This is a genomic window from Nocardia sp. CA-084685, from assembly GCF_050955785.1.
In the GTDB taxonomy this organism is placed as follows: domain Bacteria; phylum Actinomycetota; class Actinomycetes; order Mycobacteriales; family Mycobacteriaceae; genus Nocardia.
In genome coordinates, this window is the sequence record NZ_CP192094.1 from 5,100,291 (window position 1) to 5,119,151 (window position 18,861).

18 protein-coding genes are annotated in these 18,861 nt (G+C 65.6%); 1 reads left to right on the forward strand and 17 read right to left on the reverse strand.

Going from position 1 to position 18,861, the window contains the following annotated elements; all coding sequences use genetic code 11:
* Nucleotides 1-246 precede the first annotated feature (246 nt).
* Nucleotides 247-684, forward strand: coding sequence for a nuclear transport factor 2 family protein (locus ACQP2U_RS22870; RefSeq protein ID WP_433709353.1), 438 nt, complete (start codon nt 247-249; stop codon nt 682-684).
* A gap of 221 nt (nt 685-905) precedes the next feature.
* Here the strand turns inward: ACQP2U_RS22870 and ACQP2U_RS22875 are convergent, their stop codons facing one another.
* From ACQP2U_RS22875 to fabG, 17 genes are all read right to left on the reverse strand, one after another.
* Nucleotides 906-2,210 (reverse strand): phytoene desaturase family protein, encoded by a 1,305-nt coding sequence (locus ACQP2U_RS22875; protein ID WP_433709354.1) that lies wholly within the window; start codon nt 2,208-2,210, stop codon nt 906-908.
* A gap of 14 nt (nt 2,211-2,224) precedes the next feature.
* Nucleotides 2,225-3,088, reverse strand: a complete 864-nt coding sequence (locus tag ACQP2U_RS22880; protein ID WP_433709355.1) for an SDR family oxidoreductase — start codon at nt 3,086-3,088, stop codon at nt 2,225-2,227.
* 34 nt (nt 3,089-3,122) lie between these two features.
* Nucleotides 3,123-4,283 (reverse strand): acyl-CoA dehydrogenase family protein, encoded by a 1,161-nt coding sequence (locus ACQP2U_RS22885; RefSeq protein ID WP_433709356.1) that lies wholly within the window; start codon nt 4,281-4,283, stop codon nt 3,123-3,125.
* Nucleotides 4,284-4,292: 9 nt separating this feature from the next.
* On the reverse strand, nt 4,293-5,069 hold the full coding sequence (locus ACQP2U_RS22890) for an enoyl-CoA hydratase/isomerase family protein (protein WP_433709357.1): 777 nt from the start codon (nt 5,067-5,069) through the stop codon (nt 4,293-4,295).
* Between the two features lie 100 nt (nt 5,070-5,169).
* On the reverse strand, nt 5,170-6,363 hold the full coding sequence (locus tag ACQP2U_RS22895) for an acetyl-CoA acetyltransferase (RefSeq protein WP_433709358.1): 1,194 nt from the start codon (nt 6,361-6,363) through the stop codon (nt 5,170-5,172).
* The gene (locus tag ACQP2U_RS22900; RefSeq protein ID WP_433709359.1) at nt 6,360-7,724 is read right to left on the reverse strand and encodes an OB-fold domain-containing protein; all 1,365 of its coding nucleotides are present in this window, start codon (nt 7,722-7,724) and stop codon (nt 6,360-6,362) included. The genes ACQP2U_RS22895 and ACQP2U_RS22900 overlap by 4 nt, the downstream gene beginning before the upstream one ends.
* Complete coding sequence (locus tag ACQP2U_RS22905) at nt 7,724-8,920, reverse strand: acetyl-CoA C-acetyltransferase (protein WP_433709360.1); 1,197 nt, start codon at nt 8,918-8,920, stop codon at nt 7,724-7,726. The genes ACQP2U_RS22900 and ACQP2U_RS22905 overlap by 1 nt, the downstream gene beginning before the upstream one ends.
* A 69-nt stretch (nt 8,921-8,989) precedes the next feature.
* Entirely contained in the window at nt 8,990-10,246 is a 1,257-nt protein-coding gene (locus ACQP2U_RS22910; RefSeq protein ID WP_433709361.1) for an acetyl-CoA hydrolase/transferase family protein, read from the reverse strand.
* Nucleotide 10,247: 1 nt separating this feature from the next.
* On the reverse strand, nt 10,248-10,490 hold the full coding sequence (locus ACQP2U_RS22915) for a hypothetical protein (protein ID WP_433709362.1): 243 nt from the start codon (nt 10,488-10,490) through the stop codon (nt 10,248-10,250).
* Nucleotides 10,491-10,501: 11 nt separating this feature from the next.
* A complete protein-coding gene (locus ACQP2U_RS22920) occupies nt 10,502-10,996 on the reverse strand; it encodes an aromatic-ring-hydroxylating dioxygenase subunit beta (protein ID WP_433709363.1) in 495 nt (164 codons plus the stop codon).
* 41 nt (nt 10,997-11,037) lie between these two features.
* Nucleotides 11,038-12,381, reverse strand: coding sequence for an aromatic ring-hydroxylating oxygenase subunit alpha (locus tag ACQP2U_RS22925; RefSeq protein ID WP_433709364.1), 1,344 nt, complete (start codon nt 12,379-12,381; stop codon nt 11,038-11,040).
* A complete protein-coding gene (locus ACQP2U_RS22930) occupies nt 12,378-14,084 on the reverse strand; it encodes an AMP-binding protein (protein ID WP_433709365.1) in 1,707 nt (568 codons plus the stop codon). The genes ACQP2U_RS22925 and ACQP2U_RS22930 overlap by 4 nt, the downstream gene beginning before the upstream one ends.
* 6 nt (nt 14,085-14,090) lie before the next feature.
* Nucleotides 14,091-15,716 carry a class I adenylate-forming enzyme family protein gene (locus tag ACQP2U_RS22935; RefSeq protein ID WP_433709366.1) on the reverse strand — a complete coding sequence of 542 codons (1,626 nt, stop codon included), beginning with the start codon at nt 15,714-15,716 and terminating at the stop codon, nt 14,091-14,093.
* 15 nt (nt 15,717-15,731) lie between these two features.
* Nucleotides 15,732-16,514 carry an enoyl-CoA hydratase/isomerase family protein gene (locus ACQP2U_RS22940; protein ID WP_433709367.1) on the reverse strand — a complete coding sequence of 261 codons (783 nt, stop codon included), beginning with the start codon at nt 16,512-16,514 and terminating at the stop codon, nt 15,732-15,734.
* 2 nt (nt 16,515-16,516) lie between these two features.
* A complete protein-coding gene (locus tag ACQP2U_RS22945; protein WP_433709368.1) occupies nt 16,517-17,308 on the reverse strand; it encodes an enoyl-CoA hydratase/isomerase family protein in 792 nt (263 codons plus the stop codon).
* A complete protein-coding gene (locus tag ACQP2U_RS22950) occupies nt 17,305-18,108 on the reverse strand; it encodes an enoyl-CoA hydratase/isomerase family protein (RefSeq protein WP_433709369.1) in 804 nt (267 codons plus the stop codon). The genes ACQP2U_RS22945 and ACQP2U_RS22950 overlap by 4 nt, the downstream gene beginning before the upstream one ends.
* Entirely contained in the window at nt 18,105-18,842 is a 738-nt protein-coding gene (gene fabG, locus ACQP2U_RS22955) for a 3-oxoacyl-ACP reductase FabG (RefSeq protein ID WP_433716560.1), read from the reverse strand. The genes ACQP2U_RS22950 and fabG overlap by 4 nt, the downstream gene beginning before the upstream one ends.
* Between the last annotated feature and the right edge of the window lie 19 nt (nt 18,843-18,861).

The window sequence follows — 18,861 nt, forward strand, 5'->3', positions numbered from 1 at the left end:
CGGCCTTGTAGTCGCCCAGTTCGGAATCGCATTCACGATCCCGCTGGTTGCCCTGATCACCATCCATCTCCTTCGGATGGAAGGCCGAATCCCCATTCTGACGTTTGTGCAGATGGTCGCGGGCACTGTGGCGGCAATCTGCTCATGCGTGCCAACCGCGAATCGGCTTCGCCCTCGCCAGCTATCACTTCAAACGCGGCACAGGCATGAACTCGACCAATTTTTCACCGCACTAGGGAGACAGCCATGACAAATCCTCATCCCACAGAGCCGAGCTTCGCCGATGCCTATTCGCGCGCCTGGACCGCGGATCCCGAGAGGCTTCTGCAGTTCTTCGCCCCCGACGGGACATACACCGATGTTGCTATGGGTGCGATGTACGAAGGACACAGGGGGATCGGCAAGTTCCACCGATACATGCTCGAGTTCGCGCCGGACTCGAGCATCGTCTTCGGTGATACCTTCGCGGCGGACGGGCGTCTCTACTCCGAATGGGCCTGGAGTGGAACCTGCGCCGGCCCACTACGTCTACGATCGGGCGAGCTCGTCAACGCGACCGGCGCCCACTTCAGCGTCCCTGGTATCGCTGTCTGCACCTACGACACGAACGGACATATCACCACCCACCGCGACTTCTGGGATTTGGGTACCGTTCTGAACCAGGCATCGGTCCCAATCGGCTGAAAATCAGGGGGCCGATATCGACCGAGCGGTGTCGATCTCGACCTTGCCGAAGAATTCGAACGCCACGAAATCGGTGGCAGGACAGACATTGGGCCGCGGGCATGCGAATTACGCTGCCCGCGGCCCAATCTGTTGCGTCGCGGTCGGATGCGGTTGGCCTCACCCGACCGCGGCAACCCCGGTACGCACCGCCCATAGCGGTGAGTACGTCGAGTGGACGGTTACACCGTCACGGGGAACTGATCGCGGATCTTGTCCACGACGATCTTGGCGGTTTCCGCGCACGCGGTAGTTCCGCCGTTGCCGTACTCCTTCACCGCGTCACCCACATTCCACAGATTCGGAATCGGTGTGACGTGCGGCAGGTCATAGCCGGCGACCGCACGCTGGGGCGGCCAGCCCTCGCGAGTGACGTTGATCGACAGGATGCGCGCCTCGTCGAAGCCGGGGACCTGATCGCGCAAATCCTCCAGCAGCAACTGGGTTTCGGCTTCCTCGTCGAAATCGCCGACGGCCGGCTTGGGCACCGCGGTTCCCTGGTAGAGATGCCAGCCATCCGGAGCCATCTCCGGGCAGATGTCGGTGAAGTTGGCGACGTAGCAGAGCCGGCGAGTCGTGGCGAAGCTGGTCATGCCGGGGGCCTTCACCAGCGGGCGCTGACTCGCGAAGTTCACCGAGATCATGGCACATGGCCGGTTGGCCTTGTCGACCTGCGTGACATAGTCGGCGGGCAGATTCTCCCGGCCGACCAGATCCAGGGTGGCGAACGGCCCGACGTCGCTGACGGTGAAACGCGCTGTCACTTCGACTGTTTCGTCACCACGTGCGATGACCGCTCCGGTGATCCGGCCGTCGGTCAGCGTCAGCGAGGTCACCTCGCTGTCGAGCCAGACCGCCCCGCCGTTGCTCTCGACCACCTCGGCGAGCGCCTTCCACACGCCGATGGTGCCCTCGGGGCAGTACCCGAACTTCTTGAACGCGCTCTTGCGGGTGAAATAGGTGAGGAATACCCGCGCGGGCAGTTCCTCGGAGCCGACCGCGAACACCGAACCGCACATATTGCGGAAGATGCCGTGTACCGACTCGTTTTTCGTGTACTTTGCCACCCACTCGGCGGTGGACAACTCATCCTCGGGCATGCCGCCGTCGTTGCGGGCCGCACCGAGTCCCTGGACCAGTTTCGCGCCTTGGCGGGTGAGCTTGGAGAGCAGGAAGCCCCAGCCGCCGCCGGTGACGTCGACATCCTTGCCGCCGATGCGGTACAGGATGGGCGGCTCCGGCTTGCGGACGTCGAATTTCGCGCCGACCTCGTCGAAGGTCTCCTCGGTGATGCCGCCGAGTTCGATGACGATGGCGCCGTTGTTCACTTTAAAGCCATCGACGTCATCGGTGGAGGCCCGGCCGCCGACCTTGTCCAGTCGCTCGACGACAAGTGTCTTGTAGCCCAGGTGCGATAAGCGTGCGGCTGCGAGCAATCCGCCCGCACCCGCACCTATTACCAGTGCGTCCCAATTGTTTTCGGTCATATTCAGTCCTCGATTCAGCCGAGCGGGTTGGCGCCGGGCTCCGCACCCGACATATCGGTGATCTGGCTCCACTGCGCCGCGACCTCGTCGATGCTCGGCGGGGTGGCGAAGACGGCGCCCTTGTTCTGGAACTGCTGCACCCGGTACACCTGGCCGCCGCCGGCGACGATAACCGTTGCGGTGTCGGTGCATTCGTCGCTCATCAGGTAGCCGACGACGCCGGCGACGTGGGCGGGAGGCAGCTTGTCGAGCATCTCCTTGGGCGCGATGTCCTCGGTCATGCGGGTGGCGGCCAGCGGCGCGATGGCATTGGCGAGGATGTTGTTGCGGCCGCCCTCGATCGCGAGGGTGTTGATCAGACCGACGAGACCGAGTTTCGCGGCGCCGTAGTTGGCCTGGCCGAAGTTGCCGAAGAGTCCGCTGGTGGACGCAGCGACGACGATGCGGCCGTGGTTCTGCTCGCGGAAATACGGCCAGGCGGCGCGGGTGACGTAGTAACCGCCCCACAGGTGTACCTTCTGCACCGATTCCCAATTGTCGGCGGTCATCTTCGCGAAGGAACCGTCCCGCAGGATGCCCGCGTTGTGGATGACGCCGTGCGCGGTGCCGAATTCGTCGACGGCAGTCTTGATCAGATTGGCCGCGCCTTCCTCGGTGCTGATGTTGTCGTAGTTGGCCACCGCAGTACCGCCCGCGTCGCGGATCTCCTGGACCACGGCATCGGCCATCGAAGTGCCGGAGCCGGAGCCGTCCCGAGCACCGCCGAGGTCGTTCACCACGACCTGGGCGCCCTCCTTGGCCAGCAGCAGCGCGTATTCACGGCCGAGGCCGCCACCGGCTCCGGTGACGACGATGACACGATCGGTTACTCCGGGCATTGGTGTTGTCTCCCTTGACTTTCCAGAGTTCATTTCAGTACGACGCGGGCAGCTTCAGGCTGGTCTGCGCGACGAAGTTGAGGACCATTTCCCGGCTCACCGGCGCGGTCTTGAGCAGGCGCGCGGAGAACCAGAGTTCGGCCAGACCGTATTCGAGGGACAGGCCGTTGCCACCGTGGGTCTGGATGGCTTGATCCAGCGCCTTCAGCGAGGCGTCGGCCGCGGCGAATTTGGCGATATTGGCGGCTTCGGCTGCGGGCTTACCGGCATCGAACAGTTCGGCCGCGCGATACGCCGCCATGCGAGCGAGTTCGACGGCGATGTGCGCCTCGGCGAGTGGATGCGAAATTCCTTGGTGCGCACCGATCGGCACCGACCACACCTTGCGGTCCTGGGCATAGGACACCGCCTTGGAGACCGCGTAGCGGCCGATGCCGGTGCTGATGCCAGAGGCGAGAATGCGCTCCGGATTCAGTCCGGCGAACACCTGGCGCAGCCCATTGCCCGCTTCACCGATCAACGCCTCGGGACCGACGCGGACTTCGTCGAAGAACACGGTGAACTGGTGATCGGGCGAAACCACCGCGGTCGGCAGCGGCTGCAGCGTCAGACCGGGTGTGTCGGTGGGCACGACGAACATCGACAGCGGCGACCGCGAGGCCCCCACGAACTCCGGGTCACGCGTGATCAACAGGATCGCTTCACACTCGTCGATGGCCGAGATGAAGTACTTGCCGCCGGAGATCACCCAGCCGTCGCCGTCGCGGCGCGTAGTGGTGCTGACGTTGTGGCTGTTGGAACCGGCGTCGGGTTCGGTCAGGCCGAAGGCCATTTTGCGGCTGCCGTCGGCCAGGCCCGGCAGCCATTCGGACTTCATCCGCTCCGAGCCGTGCCCGGCCAGGATCGAACCACAGATCGCGGGCGAGACGACTGCGAGTAGCAGCGGAAAGCCTTGCGCGGCAAGCTCTTCAATGACGATGAGCATTTCCGACAGCCCCGCGCCACCGCCGCCGTACTCCTCGGGCAGATGCACACCGAGCAGGCCCGCCTGACCGAGATCGCGCCACAGCTCGTCGACCTTGGCTCCTGAGCGGGAACGCTCCAGAAAGTACTCCTGACCGTACTTGGCGGCCAGTTTGGCGACACTTTCGCGCAACAGCGCCCGCTCGTCGGTATCGATGATGAAGGCAGACAACGGTCTATCTCACTTTCCGGTGAAGGTCGGCTGTTGTTTGGCGAGGAAGCTCCCGATGGCGCCGGTCGCATCGGCCGTGTGGGCGATGCGACGCAGGGCCGCCGTCTCCTCCGACAGCGCGTGGTCGAGGGTGGTGTTCCAGGAGTTGTGCAGCAGCCTGCGCATCTCGCCGTAGCCGCGGGTGGCGCCCGCGGCGAGCCTGCGTACCGTCGCCTCGGCTTCGGCCGCGAGCTGGTCAGCGGGGACGACACGATTGATCAGACCCCAGTCGACCGCGGTATCGGCGTCGATGACCCGGTCTTCGAACAGCATTTCACTCGCCCGCCGGATACCGATGAATTTCGGCAGATACCAGGTGTTTCCGGAGTCAGCGGTAATACCGATACGCCCGAAACCGGTGGCGAACTTCGTCCCGATGGCGGCGATCGTGATATCGGCCGGATACAGGAACCCCAGCGCCCCACCCGCGCACGCGCCGTGCACGGCCGTGACGATCGGCACGCTCACCCGAGCCAGCAACCGGATCGCCTCGTGCATGAGCAGCGCCATCCCGGTGAGTGTGTCCGGCAGGTCCGCGGCTCCGTCGGAGAACGCGCCGATGTCACCGCCGACGCTGAACACCGGACCGTTCCCGGTGATCAATACCGCCCGTAGCCCGTTGTCATTGGAGATCCTGGTCGCCGCCTCGAGCAGCGCCTCCCCCGCCGCCTTGTCGAGGGCATTGCGCGCTTCGGGTCGATCCAGCCTGACGTAGGCGATGTCGTCGACCACCTGGTACGAGATCAACGTCGCACCTCCTTTTCGAATTTAATGTAAATTAGGAAATAGACTTTGGTCAAGCCCCACGCAGCGGAACCCGGCCGGTGTGGAGGTTTCGGTTGCCGCTTCAGCCCAGCTCAGTGCCGACAACGGAGACAAAGGAGACGCAAGCGCCCGGACGGCCGCCGAGGTTGTGGGTCAGGGCCATCCGCGGATTCGCGATCTGACGTTCACCTGCCTCGCCGCGGAATTGCAGCCAGCATTCGTAAAGCATGCGCAGGCCACTGGCACCGACCGGGTGGCCGAAGGATTTGAGGCCGCCATCCGGATTGACCGGCAGGCGGCCATTCAGGTCGAAATCTCCTGCCACACTGTCTTTCCATGCCTGTCCGCGATCGGCGAAGCCGAGATCCTCCATGAGGACGAGCTCGGTGGGCGTGAAGCAGTCGTGGACCTCGGCGAAGGAGATCTCGGATCGGGGGTCGATGATTCCGGCCTGGGTGTAAGCATCCTTCGCGCTGGCCACCACCTCGGGAAAGGTCGTGAAATCGTAGTCCGGATCAACCGCCCCGCGGCCCGGTCCGGCAATGAGCGAGAGCCCTTTTACATACAGGGGTGTGTCGGTGTAGTTCAGGGCGTCCTCGGCTCGGACGATCACCGCGCAGGCCGCACCGTCGGAGACACCGGAGCAGTCGAAGATGCCAAGGCGTCCCGCAACCAGCGGGGCACCGGCGATCTTCTGCTTCGCGACCTCGGATCGAAACTGCGCCTTGGGGTTCAGCGCGCCGTTGTGGTGATTCTTCCAGGCAACGTGCGTCATCGCCTCTCGCATGAGGGCGGGATCCACGCCGTACTTGCCGCAATATGCCGGATCCAGCAGCGAGAAGGCGGCCGGTGCGGTCAAGGACAGCTCCGAGGCCGTGCCATCGCTGGGCGGGTCGCCGCGCAGCAGACCGGAGAAGCCCGAGTCCTTGAGCTTTTCCACACCGATGGCGACGACGCGGTCGTAGGCGCCCGACGCGACGGCGTAGCAGGCGTTGCGGAAGGCTTCGGAGCCGCTTGCGCAATAGTTCTCCACCCGGGTGACCGGTGTGTTTTGCAGGCCGAGCGGCTTGCTGGCAGTCAGGCCGCTCTGCCCGGTACCAAGTGTGCCGAGCCAATAGGCGTCGATATCGGCGCGGTCGAGTGTCGGGTTGCCGTCGAAACAGTCCGCCATGGCCTCGACCAGTAGGTCGTCGGCGGAGCTTTCCCAGCGCTCGCCGAACCGGGTGCAGCCCATGGCGACGATGGCGACTTTGTCGCGGATTCCGTTGCTGCTCATAGCAGTTGCGCCTTCCAGAAGTAGTTGTGCACACCCTCGGCGCTGTGCAGGCGGCGGAAGGTGGTGCGCACGCGGGAGCCGACGGCCAGCCGGTCCGCTGTACTGTCGGCGACCTCGAGTGCGTAGCGCCCACCGTCGTCGAAGTCGACGACTGCCTCCACGACGGGCGGGGCGGGTGAGTAGGCGAGCCGGTCGACGGTGAAAGTCGTGACCGTGCCCTCGCGATGAGCCATGGACACCTCGGTCATGGCGTCGATCGCGGCGCAGCGCTTACAGATTCGGCCCGGCGGCAGATGCATTAGCCCACAGGAACCGCAGATACTGCCGGTGAACGCGAACTTCCAGCGGGCGGCACGGGCCGACGGCGGCGCGGCCACCCGATCGGGTTCCGGGCGACGCGGCGGTTCCCGGTCGAGGAGGCCACGCCAGTTCAGGTAGGTCGTGTAGGGCACCGGTGCACCCTGCTCGAGTTGCGTTGCGAGCGGAATCGGCTGTCGTGCCTGCAGTATGCGCTCAGTGGCGCGAAGCACGAGGGCGTCGCAACCATCGGCCGCGGAGATCACGAGCACCGTCTCCCCCGGCTCGGCCTGGTCCAACGCGACCGCCAAGGCAAGCCCGACGTCGGCGGTGCCCGCATGGCCGATGGGCGAGTTTCGGGTGGACAGTTTCCCCGCCACGATCTTTGCGGCACGTTTGGCGAGCGTGAGATTGGGTGAGACCAGAACGACGCGATCCGTCTCGTCGATCCCTGCATCGGCCAGAGCGTCGGCAGCCGCGCGGCGCACTAGCGGCAGGTACCGCTCGATGCCGAAACGCTCCTCCCACTGCTCCCCCGTCGCCGCCCGCGGATCGCGCCATCGGTCGAGGAATTCGGTGGTCAGTGCGGATCTGGCAATGATTTCGGCGATCGGGTCGGTCCCGAAGACGAACGCCGCGGCGCCGTCGCCACCGCCGCGCTCATCGGCGGATCCGGGGCGGCCGATGCGCATATCGGCCAACACCGCGAGCCCGCCGGCGCTCGCGGCCGCGAGCAGCGCGGCGATGCCGCTGCGGGCGGAACCGGCCAGATCCGCGGCGAAGATATCGGCGGGAAGACCGAGTGCCGCGTGGATGGCTGTCGCGTTCGCCTTGTCGGCGTAGGCCGGTGTGGTGGTCGCGAAATACAGCCCGCTGGGTGCAGCACCGGGGGTGAGCGCGGCTGCGGCGGCCGCGACGCCCATTGTGGTGCTGTCCTCGTCGAAGGCGGCTGCGACCCGAACTCCCTTGCCCGCGTTGATGTTCAGGGTCGCTCCGATATCGGCGAGTGATACCCGGTGGGCGGGCAGGTAGGTGCCGTAGGAGGTGATTCCGTAGTTGGTCATCAGGGTGCCTCGAACAGTGCCGCCATGCCCTGGCCGCCGCCGATGCACATCGACTCCAGGGCGTATCGTCCACCGCGCCTGCGTAATTCGTGCAGCAGAGTGGTGAGGATGCGAACGCCGGTGGCGCCGATGGGGTGGCCGAGTGAGATGCCCGAGCCGTTGACGTTGAGCCGATCGTGGTCGTCGAAACCCCAGCCCTTCAGCACCGCAAGCACCTGGACTGCGAAGGCTTCGTTGAGTTCGACGAGATCGATATCGTCGAAGGTGCGCCCGGTGCGTTGGAAGAGTTTCGCCACGGCGGGCACCGGACCGATGCCCATCTCGGCGGGTTCGCAGCCCACAGCCGTCCAGCCGACGAGGAATCCGAGAGGTTCGAGTCCGAGTTCGTCGAGCTTGTCCTCGGCGACGACCAGGCAGGCCGCCGCGGCATCGTTCTGCTGACTCGAGTTCCCCGCGGTCACGGTGCCGTCGCGCATGATCGCGCGAAGCCGCCCGAGGGATTCCGGCGTCGAGTCGGCGCGAATGCCTTCGTCGCGACCGAACTCGATCGAGTCGCCTTTGCGCTGCGCCACCGAGATCGACACCATCTCGTCGGCGAACTTCCCGGATTCCCAAGCAGCGGCAGCCTTTTCATGACTGCGGGCGGCAAATTCGTCGGCAGCCTCGCGGGTGATGGAATACCGCTGGGCCAGGTTCTCGGCGGTCTCGATCATGCCGCTGATGTGACCGAAGCGCTCGACCGGTTGGGAGCGTTCCCGACCACGGTCGAGGCGGTCGTAGAAGGCGACATTGCCCGACCGTGCGCCCCAGCGCATGTCCTGGGTGTAGTACTCGATATTGCTCATGCTCTCGACGCCACCCGCGAGCACCACGTCGGCTGCCCCGGTCTGCACCATCATCGCGGCGGTCACAACAGCTTGCAGGCCGCCGCCGCAGCGGCGGTCGGTCTGGAAGCCGGGCACCTCGATGGGCAGGCCCGCCGCTAGTGCGGCCCAGCGACCGATGCAGGGTGCTTCGGAATTGGTGTAGGACTGAGCGAACGAGACATCGTCGATGCACGCCGGATCGATGCCGGAGCGCTCGACGACCGCCTTGATGATGTGGGCGGCCAGGTCTTCGGCGGGGACGGGGCGCAGTGTGCCGCCGAAGATTCCGACGGGGGTGCGCAGCGGACTGACGATCGCCGCTCTCTTCATGATTCCACCTCGATGCTGAGTATTACTGTGTCGCTGTAGTTTTCGGACGACTCCGCGTTTCCGGCTAGATCACCAGTTACTCGCCATCGCGCGCAGGACATCACGCTGGTCGGGGTGGGCGATGGCGAGCATCCGTTCGCGCCGCTCGGACAGCGGTAGACCGCGCAGGTCGGCGATGCCGAATTCGGTGACCACGATGCCCGCATCACTGCGTGCGATGCTGACCGGCCCGGACAGCCGGTCCACGATCCGGCTGCGCGAGCCCGCGGTGGACGGCAGGGCGATGATCGGCAGACCGCCGTTCGACCGCGCCGCGGCGCGCAGGAATTCCCCGCCGCCGCCGACCGCACCGACGTACCGGCCGCCGGCGACCTCGGCATTGATCTGCCCGGTCAGATCGACCTCGATGGCCGAGTTGATCGCTACGAAACGATGTTGCGCCGCGAGGCGTTCGGGATCGTGGGTGTAGGTGATCGGCCGCAGCGAGACCGCGGGGTTGCGGTGCGCGTGCTCGAACAATCGCCGCGTGCCTATCAGCACCGCCGCAACGGAAACGCCGCGGTCGGTGGTCTTACGGGCATTGGTCACCACGCCCTTATCAATCAGTTCGACCGCTGCATCGGTGAGAATGCCGGAGTGGATGCCGAGGTCGTTGCGCGCACCGAGCGCGCCGAGCACCGCCTCGGGCACCGAACCTATCCCGAACTGCAATGTGGCGCCGTCGGGCACGATGCTCGCGACATACGCGCCGATGCCCGTCGTCTCAGGTGTTGGTGGGGCGGCAGGACTCTCCGCCACCGGGCGTGAGGTTCGGATAACGATGTCGATGTCACGGTCGGTCAGATGCCGGGCGCCGGACGTAACGGGCACCTGATCGTTCACTTCGGCGACCACCACCCGCGCGCTGTCGATGGCGGCGGTGAGGTAGTCGTCGGCCAACCCGAGGCTGTAGCACCCGCGCGCGTCCGGCGGTGCACACTGCACCAACACCACGTCGGCACGCGAGACGAACTCCGGCAGGGTCGAGTAGTGGCCGGGGTACACCTCGAGCGCCCCGGCCGCGGCCAGCGCCCGATTGCTGCCCGTACCGCAGTAGCTGACGAACCGAATATGGTCGGCATGCTCCGGTTTCACCGTCTCGCCCGCGGGGATGCCGATGAAGCAGGTGATGCCACCGAGGTCCGCCCGCTCGGCGAGCAGACGCTCGGTCAGCGTCACAGGTTCCGCGCACGACTGACCCCACACCACGAAGTCGCCGGGACGGACGCAGTCGCGGAAATCGAGGTTCGGTACGGAAACCGCTCGTGGCGGCATGGCATCCGGCATATCAGTCCTCCTGCCAGCGATCGGCAGACGGGTCGAGCAGACGTTCCATGTGCCCCTCGGCCAGCCACACGATCGTCTCCAGTTCGAGGGCGTCCAGAAGACGGACGCGGCCGGACTTCAAGTCCTCCAGCCGCAACCGTGGACCGTTCGCCGTCTCGTCGATGCCGACCCGCAGCTGAGCGAATTCACTGTGCACGACGCCGAATTCATGGCTGGCGCCGCGATCCGATCCTGGCCTGTCCATCTGCCGACCCCTCAGATCAGAAAGCCCATGCTGGGCACGGCTTCCGCGCTGTTGACAAGTACCACGGTCTTGCGGACCAGCTTCAGCTCACCATTAACCCGCCGCAGCACGTAGGTGTAGCGGCCCGCCCAGGTGTGAATCCCGCGCGGTTTCGACTCGTAGAGAACGAAATTCGCGCCCACACTGATTTCATCGCCCTCGACGCTGAGCAGTTCGACATTCGAGATCGTGCGGCGCAGATTCGACGGCGGCGACTGCGCGTACCGCTTGCCGGTGCGCAGCTGTTGCAGGCGGGTGGAAATGCGGCGGCGGTTGTCGTACATGATCGACACGTGCCGCTCCGGGTCGTACCTGCCGCCGTCGACGGGCACCCAGTACAGGGCGTCGTCGGTCCACAGCGCCTCCCACGAGTCGTAGTCATGTTCGTCGGCGAAGCGGGCCTCGCGGTAGATGAACTGCTCGAGCTCGCGCAGGTCGATATCGATTAGGGCAGGCCCACCCGTCACCCGGCCACCACCCCTCATTGAATCGCTTCGCGATACCGAATTCATTTCGCCTCCATCAGCGTCTTGTAGTGCTGCCAGAACGCCCGCATGGCGGTCTCGTCGGTCGCGCCGCCGATGCGGAAACCGTTGTCGTCCAACGATTCCCGATCCAGCCCGCGCCGCAGGTCGAGCCATTCGGGCAGCAACTGTGCGACCCCGACCTGATTGCGTTCGTACATCTCGGTGTCGTCGGCCAGCAGCATCCCGGCCGGGCCGACCGAACCGATGGACTGCGACAGCATCCGCTTGTTCAGCTCATCCGCACCGTCCAACTGCACCGAAGTGGAGAACTGGATGCACTCGTGCGCCGACAGCGGTTGGATGTTGAACACCTGAATCTCGGCGATGAACAGGTTCGGGAAGATCATGACGTGCGGCGCACCCTCGATCATGATCTCCTCGGCCGCTTCGCCGTGTACCTCCCGCATCTTCGCCACATACTCCGGCACCCGGTCCGCGGTGGTGCCGAACCAGCGCATGGGCTCGGCGAACTTACGGAACTCAGGCCGCAGATCGTTCTCGCTGTGCCCGTTGCCGAGCGCGCGGGTGACCGCAGTGGAGGCGTCGCTGTAGAGCGGGCCGATGGTGGAGCCGGTTACCGAGAAGATGGAGCCGTGCACGAACTGCGGGTGGTAGCCGTCGGTTTCGTTCTCCGCCAACAACTTCCAGTTGGCGCGCGTGCGGTGCCTGAGCCAGCCGTTGTCGAGGCGTACCTTGCCGGTGGGTGAGAGCCGGGCCAGTCGATCGATTTCACCGGCGGCCGCACCCAGATGCTCCAGCAGTGGCGGGACGTCGGGATTGAAGCTACCGAACACGAAGCCGTGATAGCTCTCCACGCGCGGCACCACACCCAGGCCGAGGTTCAGTTTGCCCTTGCCGCCATAACCCTTGTTGTAGGGATAGCCGAGCAAGTCACCGGTATTGCTGTAGGTCCAGCCGTGATACGGGCAGCGGAAGGAGCTGGAGTTACCGCGTGGCTCGTCGCACACCAGGTTGCCGCGGTGCGCGCACCGGTTGGTAACCAGGTGCACGTCCCCGGCGCGGTCGCGGGTCATGATGATGTCCTGCGGCCCGATGTTCTTGCGCACGTAGTCATTCGGCTGCGGCACCTCGGATTCGTGGCCGACGAAAACCCAGCCGCCGTACCAGATGCGTTCCAGCTCGTCGGCGAACACGGACGGATCGGTGTAGAGCGAGCCGTGTACCCGCTCTGGCTGAATGAGACTCGAATAGTCGACTCGCGGTGCTTGTTTCGCGACCGGGCCGGTTTCGCAGGCCGCGTCCGGATCGCAGATCGAATGATCGCCCGGTTCGCGCGCGGCGTCCGGAGGTGTCGTGACCGTCATTTCTGTTGCTCCAATCGTGCTTTCGCGTAGCTCACGAGACGGAACTTCTGCACCTTCCCCGTCGGGGTGGTGGGCAGTTCCGCTGCCGTGAGGAAGACGACGTGTTTGGGAACCTTGAACCGGGCCAGATTCGCCTTGCAGATCTCGATCACCTGCTCGGCGGATATCTCGGCGTCGGGTGCGCGCACGATGCACGCACAGCCCGCGTCACCCCACCGCTCGTCGGGTACACCGACCAGATACGCCTGGCTGATCTCCGCGCGGGCGGTCAGCAGTTCCTCGATCTCCTTGGGCATCACCAGTTCGCCGCCGCTCTTGTAGAGTTCCTTGCTGCGCCCGGTGATCTCCAGATAGCTGTCCGGACGCACCCGCCCCAGATCACCGGAGAACACCCAGCCGTCGCGGAGTCCCTTGGCGGTTTCCTCCGGCTTGCCCCAGAATCCGAGCATGCTGGTCGGGCCGTGCGAAACCAGTTCGCCCTCTTCGCCTTCAGGTAATGGCACACCGGTGACCGGGTCGACGGTGCGATATCGCACCAGCGCCCCGTCATCGATTCCGGCTGCTCCGGCGGATTTCGGCCGACCGGCAGTGGTCGCGGTGAGTTCCAGCGAGTCCTCGGGCCGGGTCAGGGTCATCGCGCCGCCGCATTCGGTCATGCCGTAGCCGGTGACGATCTCGGCCGCACCCAATTCGGCGCGGACCCGCTCCCACAGCCAAACCGGGGCCGGCGCGGCGCCCGACAGCACCGCCGACAACGATGACAGGTCATAGCGCTGCCGGTCCGGATGTTCCAGCAGCGCGACTGTCATCGTGGGGACGCACAGAATGTCGTCGGCGCGATGCCGCTCGATTCCGGCGAGGTACTTCGTGGCGTCGAAGGCGGGCAACATGATCACCGCGCCACCGACCATCATGGCCGCGATCAAGCCCTCGACGTAGCCGAACATGTGGTAGCACGGCAACGAGAACAGGATCCGGCGACCGTCGTCGAAGGCGCGGGTGAGCGCGGAGGCGTATCCGGTGCGCAGGACCGCGTCATGGGTGATGAGGACCCCCTTGGGCGATCCGGTGGTGCCGGAGGTGTAGAGGATGTCGCCTACCGCCGTCGGGTCCACTCGAACCTCGGCGGTCGCCCCGCGGTGCCGGGCGCCGACCATGGCCAGTTCGTCTACGGTGAGCACTCCGGCGCGCTCGCGTCCGTCGGTGGGAAGCTGAATAACCCTGTGCAGCTCGGGAAGTCGCGACTTGTCGCGGTCGAACGATTCCCATGCCGGTACGACCTCGTCGAGCATCCCGAGGTAGTCCAGTCCCGCGAAACCGGTCATAGTGATGAGAGCTCGGCATTCGGACTGGCCGAGCACATAGGCGAGTTCCTCTGCGCGGTACAGGAAATTCAACGGCACCGCTACCGCACCCGCGAGAGCGATGGCGAACTTCACCGGCACGAACTCCGGATAGTTCGCCATCAGTACCCCGACGTGATCTCCCGGGCGGATACCCAGCATGGCCAGTCCATCGGCGAGGCTGGTCGCAAGGTCTGCGGTCTCTCGGTAGGTCAGCGTGCGTTCGTCGGTGATGACCAAGGGGCGTTCACCGAACTCATCGGCGCAACGGTGCAGCCAGTCCCCCAGCGACCGCGGTTGCCAGTTCGGGAACCGCTCCGCCAGCCTCTTCCTTCGAACGTCGAAATCAGTGTTACTCATGACATTTCACCCGATCTCATCGACTGCACCGTCGAGAATCGCCTCGCGGAGTCGGTATTTCTGAACCTTGCCCGAGGGGGTGACGGGAAGGGTGTCGGTGACGAACCAGCGTCGCGGCGTCTTGAACGGCGCGAGGGTATCGCTGAGCTGGTCTTTGACCGACGCGACCAGATCCTCCGGCCGCTCACCACGCACTACGAGCACGGCGGCCACGGTCTCGCCCCACTTCTCGTGCGGGATGCCGATGACTGCTGCCTGCTGGACCGAATCATGTTCGAGCAGGCGAGATTCCACCTCCGCCGGGGCGATGTTCTCGCCGCCGCTGATGATCATGTCCTTGAGCCGTCCGGTGACGGTGACGAATCCGCGTTCGTCCATCATTCCGAGATCGCCGGTGTGCAGCCAGCTTTCGTCGTCCACTGCCGCCGCGGTCGCGGTCGGGTCGCGGTAGTACTCGATCATCTGCTGATAGCCGCGGGCGCAGATCTCACCGATCACGCCCAACGCAGCCACCCCGCCGCCGTCCGAACCGGCGATCTTCACCTCGACTTGCGGAATGGGGCGGCCCACCGTGCTGCGTTGGTCGGCGATCGAGTCGCTCTTGCGGGTAAGGGTGATCACCGGGGCAAGTTCGGTTTGACCGAAAAGATTGTGTACCGCCGCACCGAAAACCCGCGCCGCGCCCTCGATCATCACCTGCGGAACATTCGCCGCACCGCCGACGATGCTGCCGATTTTCGGTGCGGCAGACTCGTTTCCGCGGGTGGTTTCCAGCAAGGCGCCGAGGATCGTGGGCACGAAGAACAGCACGCCGGCGTTCTCGGCGACGACCAGCTCGAGCACCTTGCTAGGGACGAAGGTCTCCACCAGCACAGTCGTGCCGGCCATCCAGACAGGTCCAAGGGTGGCGATCACACAGGCGGCGGTGTGGAACATCGGCAACGGGTTCACGAACACCGCTCCATCCGAGAGCTCGGCAGCGGCCATCGTCATCCTCGCGACATTGACCAGCGAACGATGCCGCAGCAGAACGCCTTTCGGATTCCCTGTCGTGCCCGAGGTGTACTGCAGCATCGCCGGATCGCCGGGATCGATGTCCGGCGAGACGAAGTCCCGCGTGCCCGACTTCCAGCGTGTGGTGTCTGCCAGGCTGATCCGCTCCCGGACGCCCGGTACTCGATCGACTGCCGCCGCGGCAACCGTCGCCATGTCGTAGCCGCGGTATTCGTCGGCGTGGATGAGCACGGTTGCTCCGGAATGCTCGAGTGTGTAGACCAGCTCGCCTTCGCGGAATGCAGGGTTGAGCGCCACGAGCACCCGGCCCGCCAACGCGGCGCCGAATTCGATAACGGGCCACTCGATGACGTTCGGCGCCCACAGAGCCACGAACTCGCCCGGCTCAGTGAGTTCGGTCAAAGCGGCCGCAACTCGCCTCGCCTCGTCGTAGAGCTCACCGTATGTGAGGCGGCGGAGCTCAGAACCGCCGTGCGGGGTTCCGACCAAAGCGACTGTTGTGGAATGGTTCTGGGCTCGATCGGCCAGGAGCGAACCGACAGTGTGGTCCGAGAGCGGCACACTGTCGTCGGCCACCCAATAGGACTCACTGAGGTTGCGTTCAGCCACGGCTGTCATAGGCATGCGCTTCCGCTATTCCCCGCGAAATACGGGAGTTCTCTTCTCATGAAACGCCGAGACACCCTCGGCGAAATCTTCGGAGTCGAACAGCTTCACTTGGTTGTCGACTTCGTTGTCCAGCACCGTCATCGGATCGCGCGGCCAGCGCACGAACATCTCCTTCAGCGCGGCGACCGCCAGCGGCGGCGCGATGGCCATGCGCTCGGCCTCGGCGAGCGCCGACTCCAAGGCGGTGCCCGGAGCCACGACCGCGTCGGCTAGTCGGATTTCGACTGCCTCGGTACCGGTGAGCCGGGTGGGCAGCAGCATGAGTTCGCGGGCCTTGGCCATGCCGACACGCGCAGGCAGCGAGGCGAAAATGCCCATGTCCCCGGCCAAGCCGACACCGGTGAACGCGGTGCTGAAAACGGCGTCCGCCGCAGCGACGACCCGATCGCATGCCAAGGCCAAAGACACACCGGCGCCGAACGCCGCGCCCTCGACCGCTGCGATGACCGGTTTGCCGCCCTGCCAGATCGCGCGCACCACCCGTTGCGCGGCCTCGGCGCGCGGGCGGGCCTCCGCCTGGTCCATGCGGCGCATGGTCGAAATATCGCCGCCCGCGCAGAATCCCGCACCCGCGCCGGTTAGCACGATCACCCGCACACTCGGGTCGGCCATGGCCTCCTCGAGCCGTTCGGCCAGTGCGTAGCGCAGCGACAGATCGATGGCATTGCGCCGCTGCGGCCGGTTCAGGGTGATAGTCCGGATCGGCCCGCGGTCCTCCGTCAGGACGGGTGAATCATTGCCGGACAATGCTATTCACCTCGAAACTTCGGTTCACGGCGCTCGATCACGGCGGCCAGACCCTCACGGGAATCGACGGTGCCCGACAGCTCGGAGACGGTCCGGGCTTCTTCCGGCAGCCGGTCCGCCAGCGTCGCGCCAACTCCGCCCCACACCAAGCGCTTGGTGGCACCGATCGCTTTCGGCGCGGTCGACGTGAATTGGCGTGCGTAGGTGAGAGATTCGGTCACCAAGGCAGCGGCGGGCACCACCTTGGTCAGCAGTCCGATCTCGAGCGCCTCGGCGGCGTCGAGAACCGGGTTGGTCAGCAGAATGTGCATGGCCCTACGCAGGCCGACCAGCTGCGTCAGGGTCACCGAAACTCCCGCATCCGGAGCCATGCCCACGCGAACCGCCCCGGACATGAATTTCGCGGTATCGGCGGCGATCACGAAGTCCGCGGCACAGACCAGGCCGAAACCACCACCGCCAGCGGCGAAACCCTGCACCGCTGCGATGACCGGCACGTTCAGCTGGGTGAGAGCGGACACGGCGATCTGCAACCAGGCCGTGGCCTCACGCAGATAGTCCGGCAGCTGTTCCCCTTTGGACGCGAATACCCGCACGTTGCCGCCGGCGCAGAAATTCTTGCCGGCACCGGACAGCAGCACCGCCCGGACCCGCGGATCACCGTAGGTACGCAGAATCGCGGAATGCAATGCCTGCAGGAACGGGACGTCCATTCCATTCGAGGTGTCCGGACTGTTCAGCAGCACATGGGCGATACCGTCGTCATCGACGTCGACACGGACCAGATCATTCATCTGTTGCTCCCTGTGGTGAACGAGCCGATTCCGTCGGCCGCGGACGGGCTGGCGAGATGGTCCAGGACCGTCTCGAATTCCAGACTCAGCCCTACCTCGAGCGACGCGCCCAGCCCCTGGTAGACGAGCCGTTTACTCCTGGCCAGTGCGGTGGGATTCTTCGTGGACAGCTGCTCGGCGAAAGCCCGCACACCGGATTCGAACTCGGATGCGCAGTATTTCCGGTACGCGAGTCCCCAGGCCACCGCGTCGTCGGCCGTGAGACGGTCTCCGGTGAGAATGTGCGCCAGTGCGCGTTGCCGTCCGACCAGCCGCGGGAGTCGTTGCGTACTGCCGCCGCCCGGGACCTGCCCGTACCGCGAGTGGATGTCCGCGAGCACCGCGTTCTCGTGGACCAGCACGATATCGGCGGCCTGAGCGAGTTCGAACCCACCGGCCGTGGCATAACCTTCGACCGCGCAGATCACCGGCACCGACAGCTCGGCGATCGCGTCGCAGGCGGACCGGAAGTTGGCGAATAGCGGAGCCATGGCGTCGCGGCCGTCTGCCCGCAGCCGTTCCAACTCATGGAAATCGCCTCCGGCGCAGAAGTTTCCGCCACTGCCGCGAATCACGATCACCTTCGCTCGCGCGGCCGTCTCGATCAGCGCGAGGTGCAACCGCGCACCCAATTCGACAGTGATGGCGTTCATCCGGCCGGGCCGGTTGAGGGTGATGGTGCCGATGCCGTCGGTCACCTCCGTTAGCACCACCTCCGCCGACGTCGCGCCGAGACCGGCCTGTGGCTCCGGTTGACTCACATCAATCGCCCTCCCCCGACCTCGAGCACCGCTCCGGTCATATAGCTGGACAGATCCGAGGCGAGAAACAGTGCGACTCCCGCCACTTCGTGCGGCTCACCGGCTCGCTTCATCGGAATGGCCGCCTCACGTTCGGCGAAAACCTCCGGCGGCATGGCCTCGGTCATGGCCGTGCGGATGAGTCCAGGCTGGATGGCATTGACGCGAACTCCTTTGTGCGCCAGTTCCTTCGCACCCGCCTTGGTCATGCCGACGATGCCGGCCTTGGCGGCGCTGTAGTTGGTCTGCCCCGGATTCCCTGACTTGCCCGACAGCGAGGACATATTGATGATCGCCCCATGCCCGGCCTCGCGCATGACTGCCGACGCCGCCCGCAGCCCAAGCCAAGTGCCGCGCAGATGCACTGCGATCACGGTGTCGAAGTCGGCCACGGTCATCTTGCGCAGCGACGCGTCCCGGGTGACACCGGCATTGTTGACGAACACATCCAAGCCACCGGCCCAGCGCACCGTCTCGTCCACCAGCCCCTGCACCGAATCCTCGTCGGTCATATCGCAGCCGATCCCGATCGCGTGTCCACCGACCGATTCGGCCGCCGCGCAGGCACCCTCTTCGTTCAGATCGGCCAGCACCACCCCAGCACCGTGCTCATGGAACAGCTGCGCGATGGCCAGCCCGATACCGCCTGCGGCACCGGTGACGACGGCGGTCTTCCCGCTGAGCAGCTTGGTCATGCTGTGTTCATGGGGCATG

Excerpts from the sequence above, each read along its gene's own strand:
- ACQP2U_RS22870 (WP_433709353.1), top strand. The coding sequence starts at position 247 with ATGACAAATCCTCATCCCACAGAGCCGAGCTTCGCCGATGCCTATTCG.
- ACQP2U_RS22875 (WP_433709354.1), bottom strand. The coding sequence starts at position 2,210 with ATGACCGAAAACAATTGGGACGCACTGGTAATAGGTGCGGGTGCGGGC.
- ACQP2U_RS22880 (WP_433709355.1), bottom strand. The coding sequence starts at position 3,088 with ATGCCCGGAGTAACCGATCGTGTCATCGTCGTCACCGGAGCCGGTGGC.
- ACQP2U_RS22895 (WP_433709358.1), bottom strand. The coding sequence starts at position 6,363 with ATGAGCAGCAACGGAATCCGCGACAAAGTCGCCATCGTCGCCATGGGC.
- ACQP2U_RS22900 (WP_433709359.1), bottom strand. The coding sequence starts at position 7,724 with ATGACCAACTACGGAATCACCTCCTACGGCACCTACCTGCCCGCCCAC.
- ACQP2U_RS22905 (WP_433709360.1), bottom strand. The coding sequence starts at position 8,920 with ATGAAGAGAGCGGCGATCGTCAGTCCGCTGCGCACCCCCGTCGGAATC.
- ACQP2U_RS22910 (WP_433709361.1), bottom strand. The coding sequence starts at position 10,246 with ATGCCGGATGCCATGCCGCCACGAGCGGTTTCCGTACCGAACCTCGAT.
- ACQP2U_RS22915 (WP_433709362.1), bottom strand. The coding sequence starts at position 10,490 with ATGGACAGGCCAGGATCGGATCGCGGCGCCAGCCATGAATTCGGCGTC.
- ACQP2U_RS22925 (WP_433709364.1), bottom strand. The coding sequence starts at position 12,381 with ATGACGGTCACGACACCTCCGGACGCCGCGCGCGAACCGGGCGATCAT.
- ACQP2U_RS22930 (WP_433709365.1), bottom strand. The coding sequence starts at position 14,084 with ATGAGTAACACTGATTTCGACGTTCGAAGGAAGAGGCTGGCGGAGCGG.
- ACQP2U_RS22935 (WP_433709366.1), bottom strand. The coding sequence starts at position 15,716 with ATGACAGCCGTGGCTGAACGCAACCTCAGTGAGTCCTATTGGGTGGCC.
- ACQP2U_RS22945 (WP_433709368.1), bottom strand. The coding sequence starts at position 17,308 with ATGAATGATCTGGTCCGTGTCGACGTCGATGACGACGGTATCGCCCAT.
- fabG (WP_433716560.1), bottom strand. The coding sequence starts at position 18,842 with ATGACCAAGCTGCTCAGCGGGAAGACCGCCGTCGTCACCGGTGCCGCA.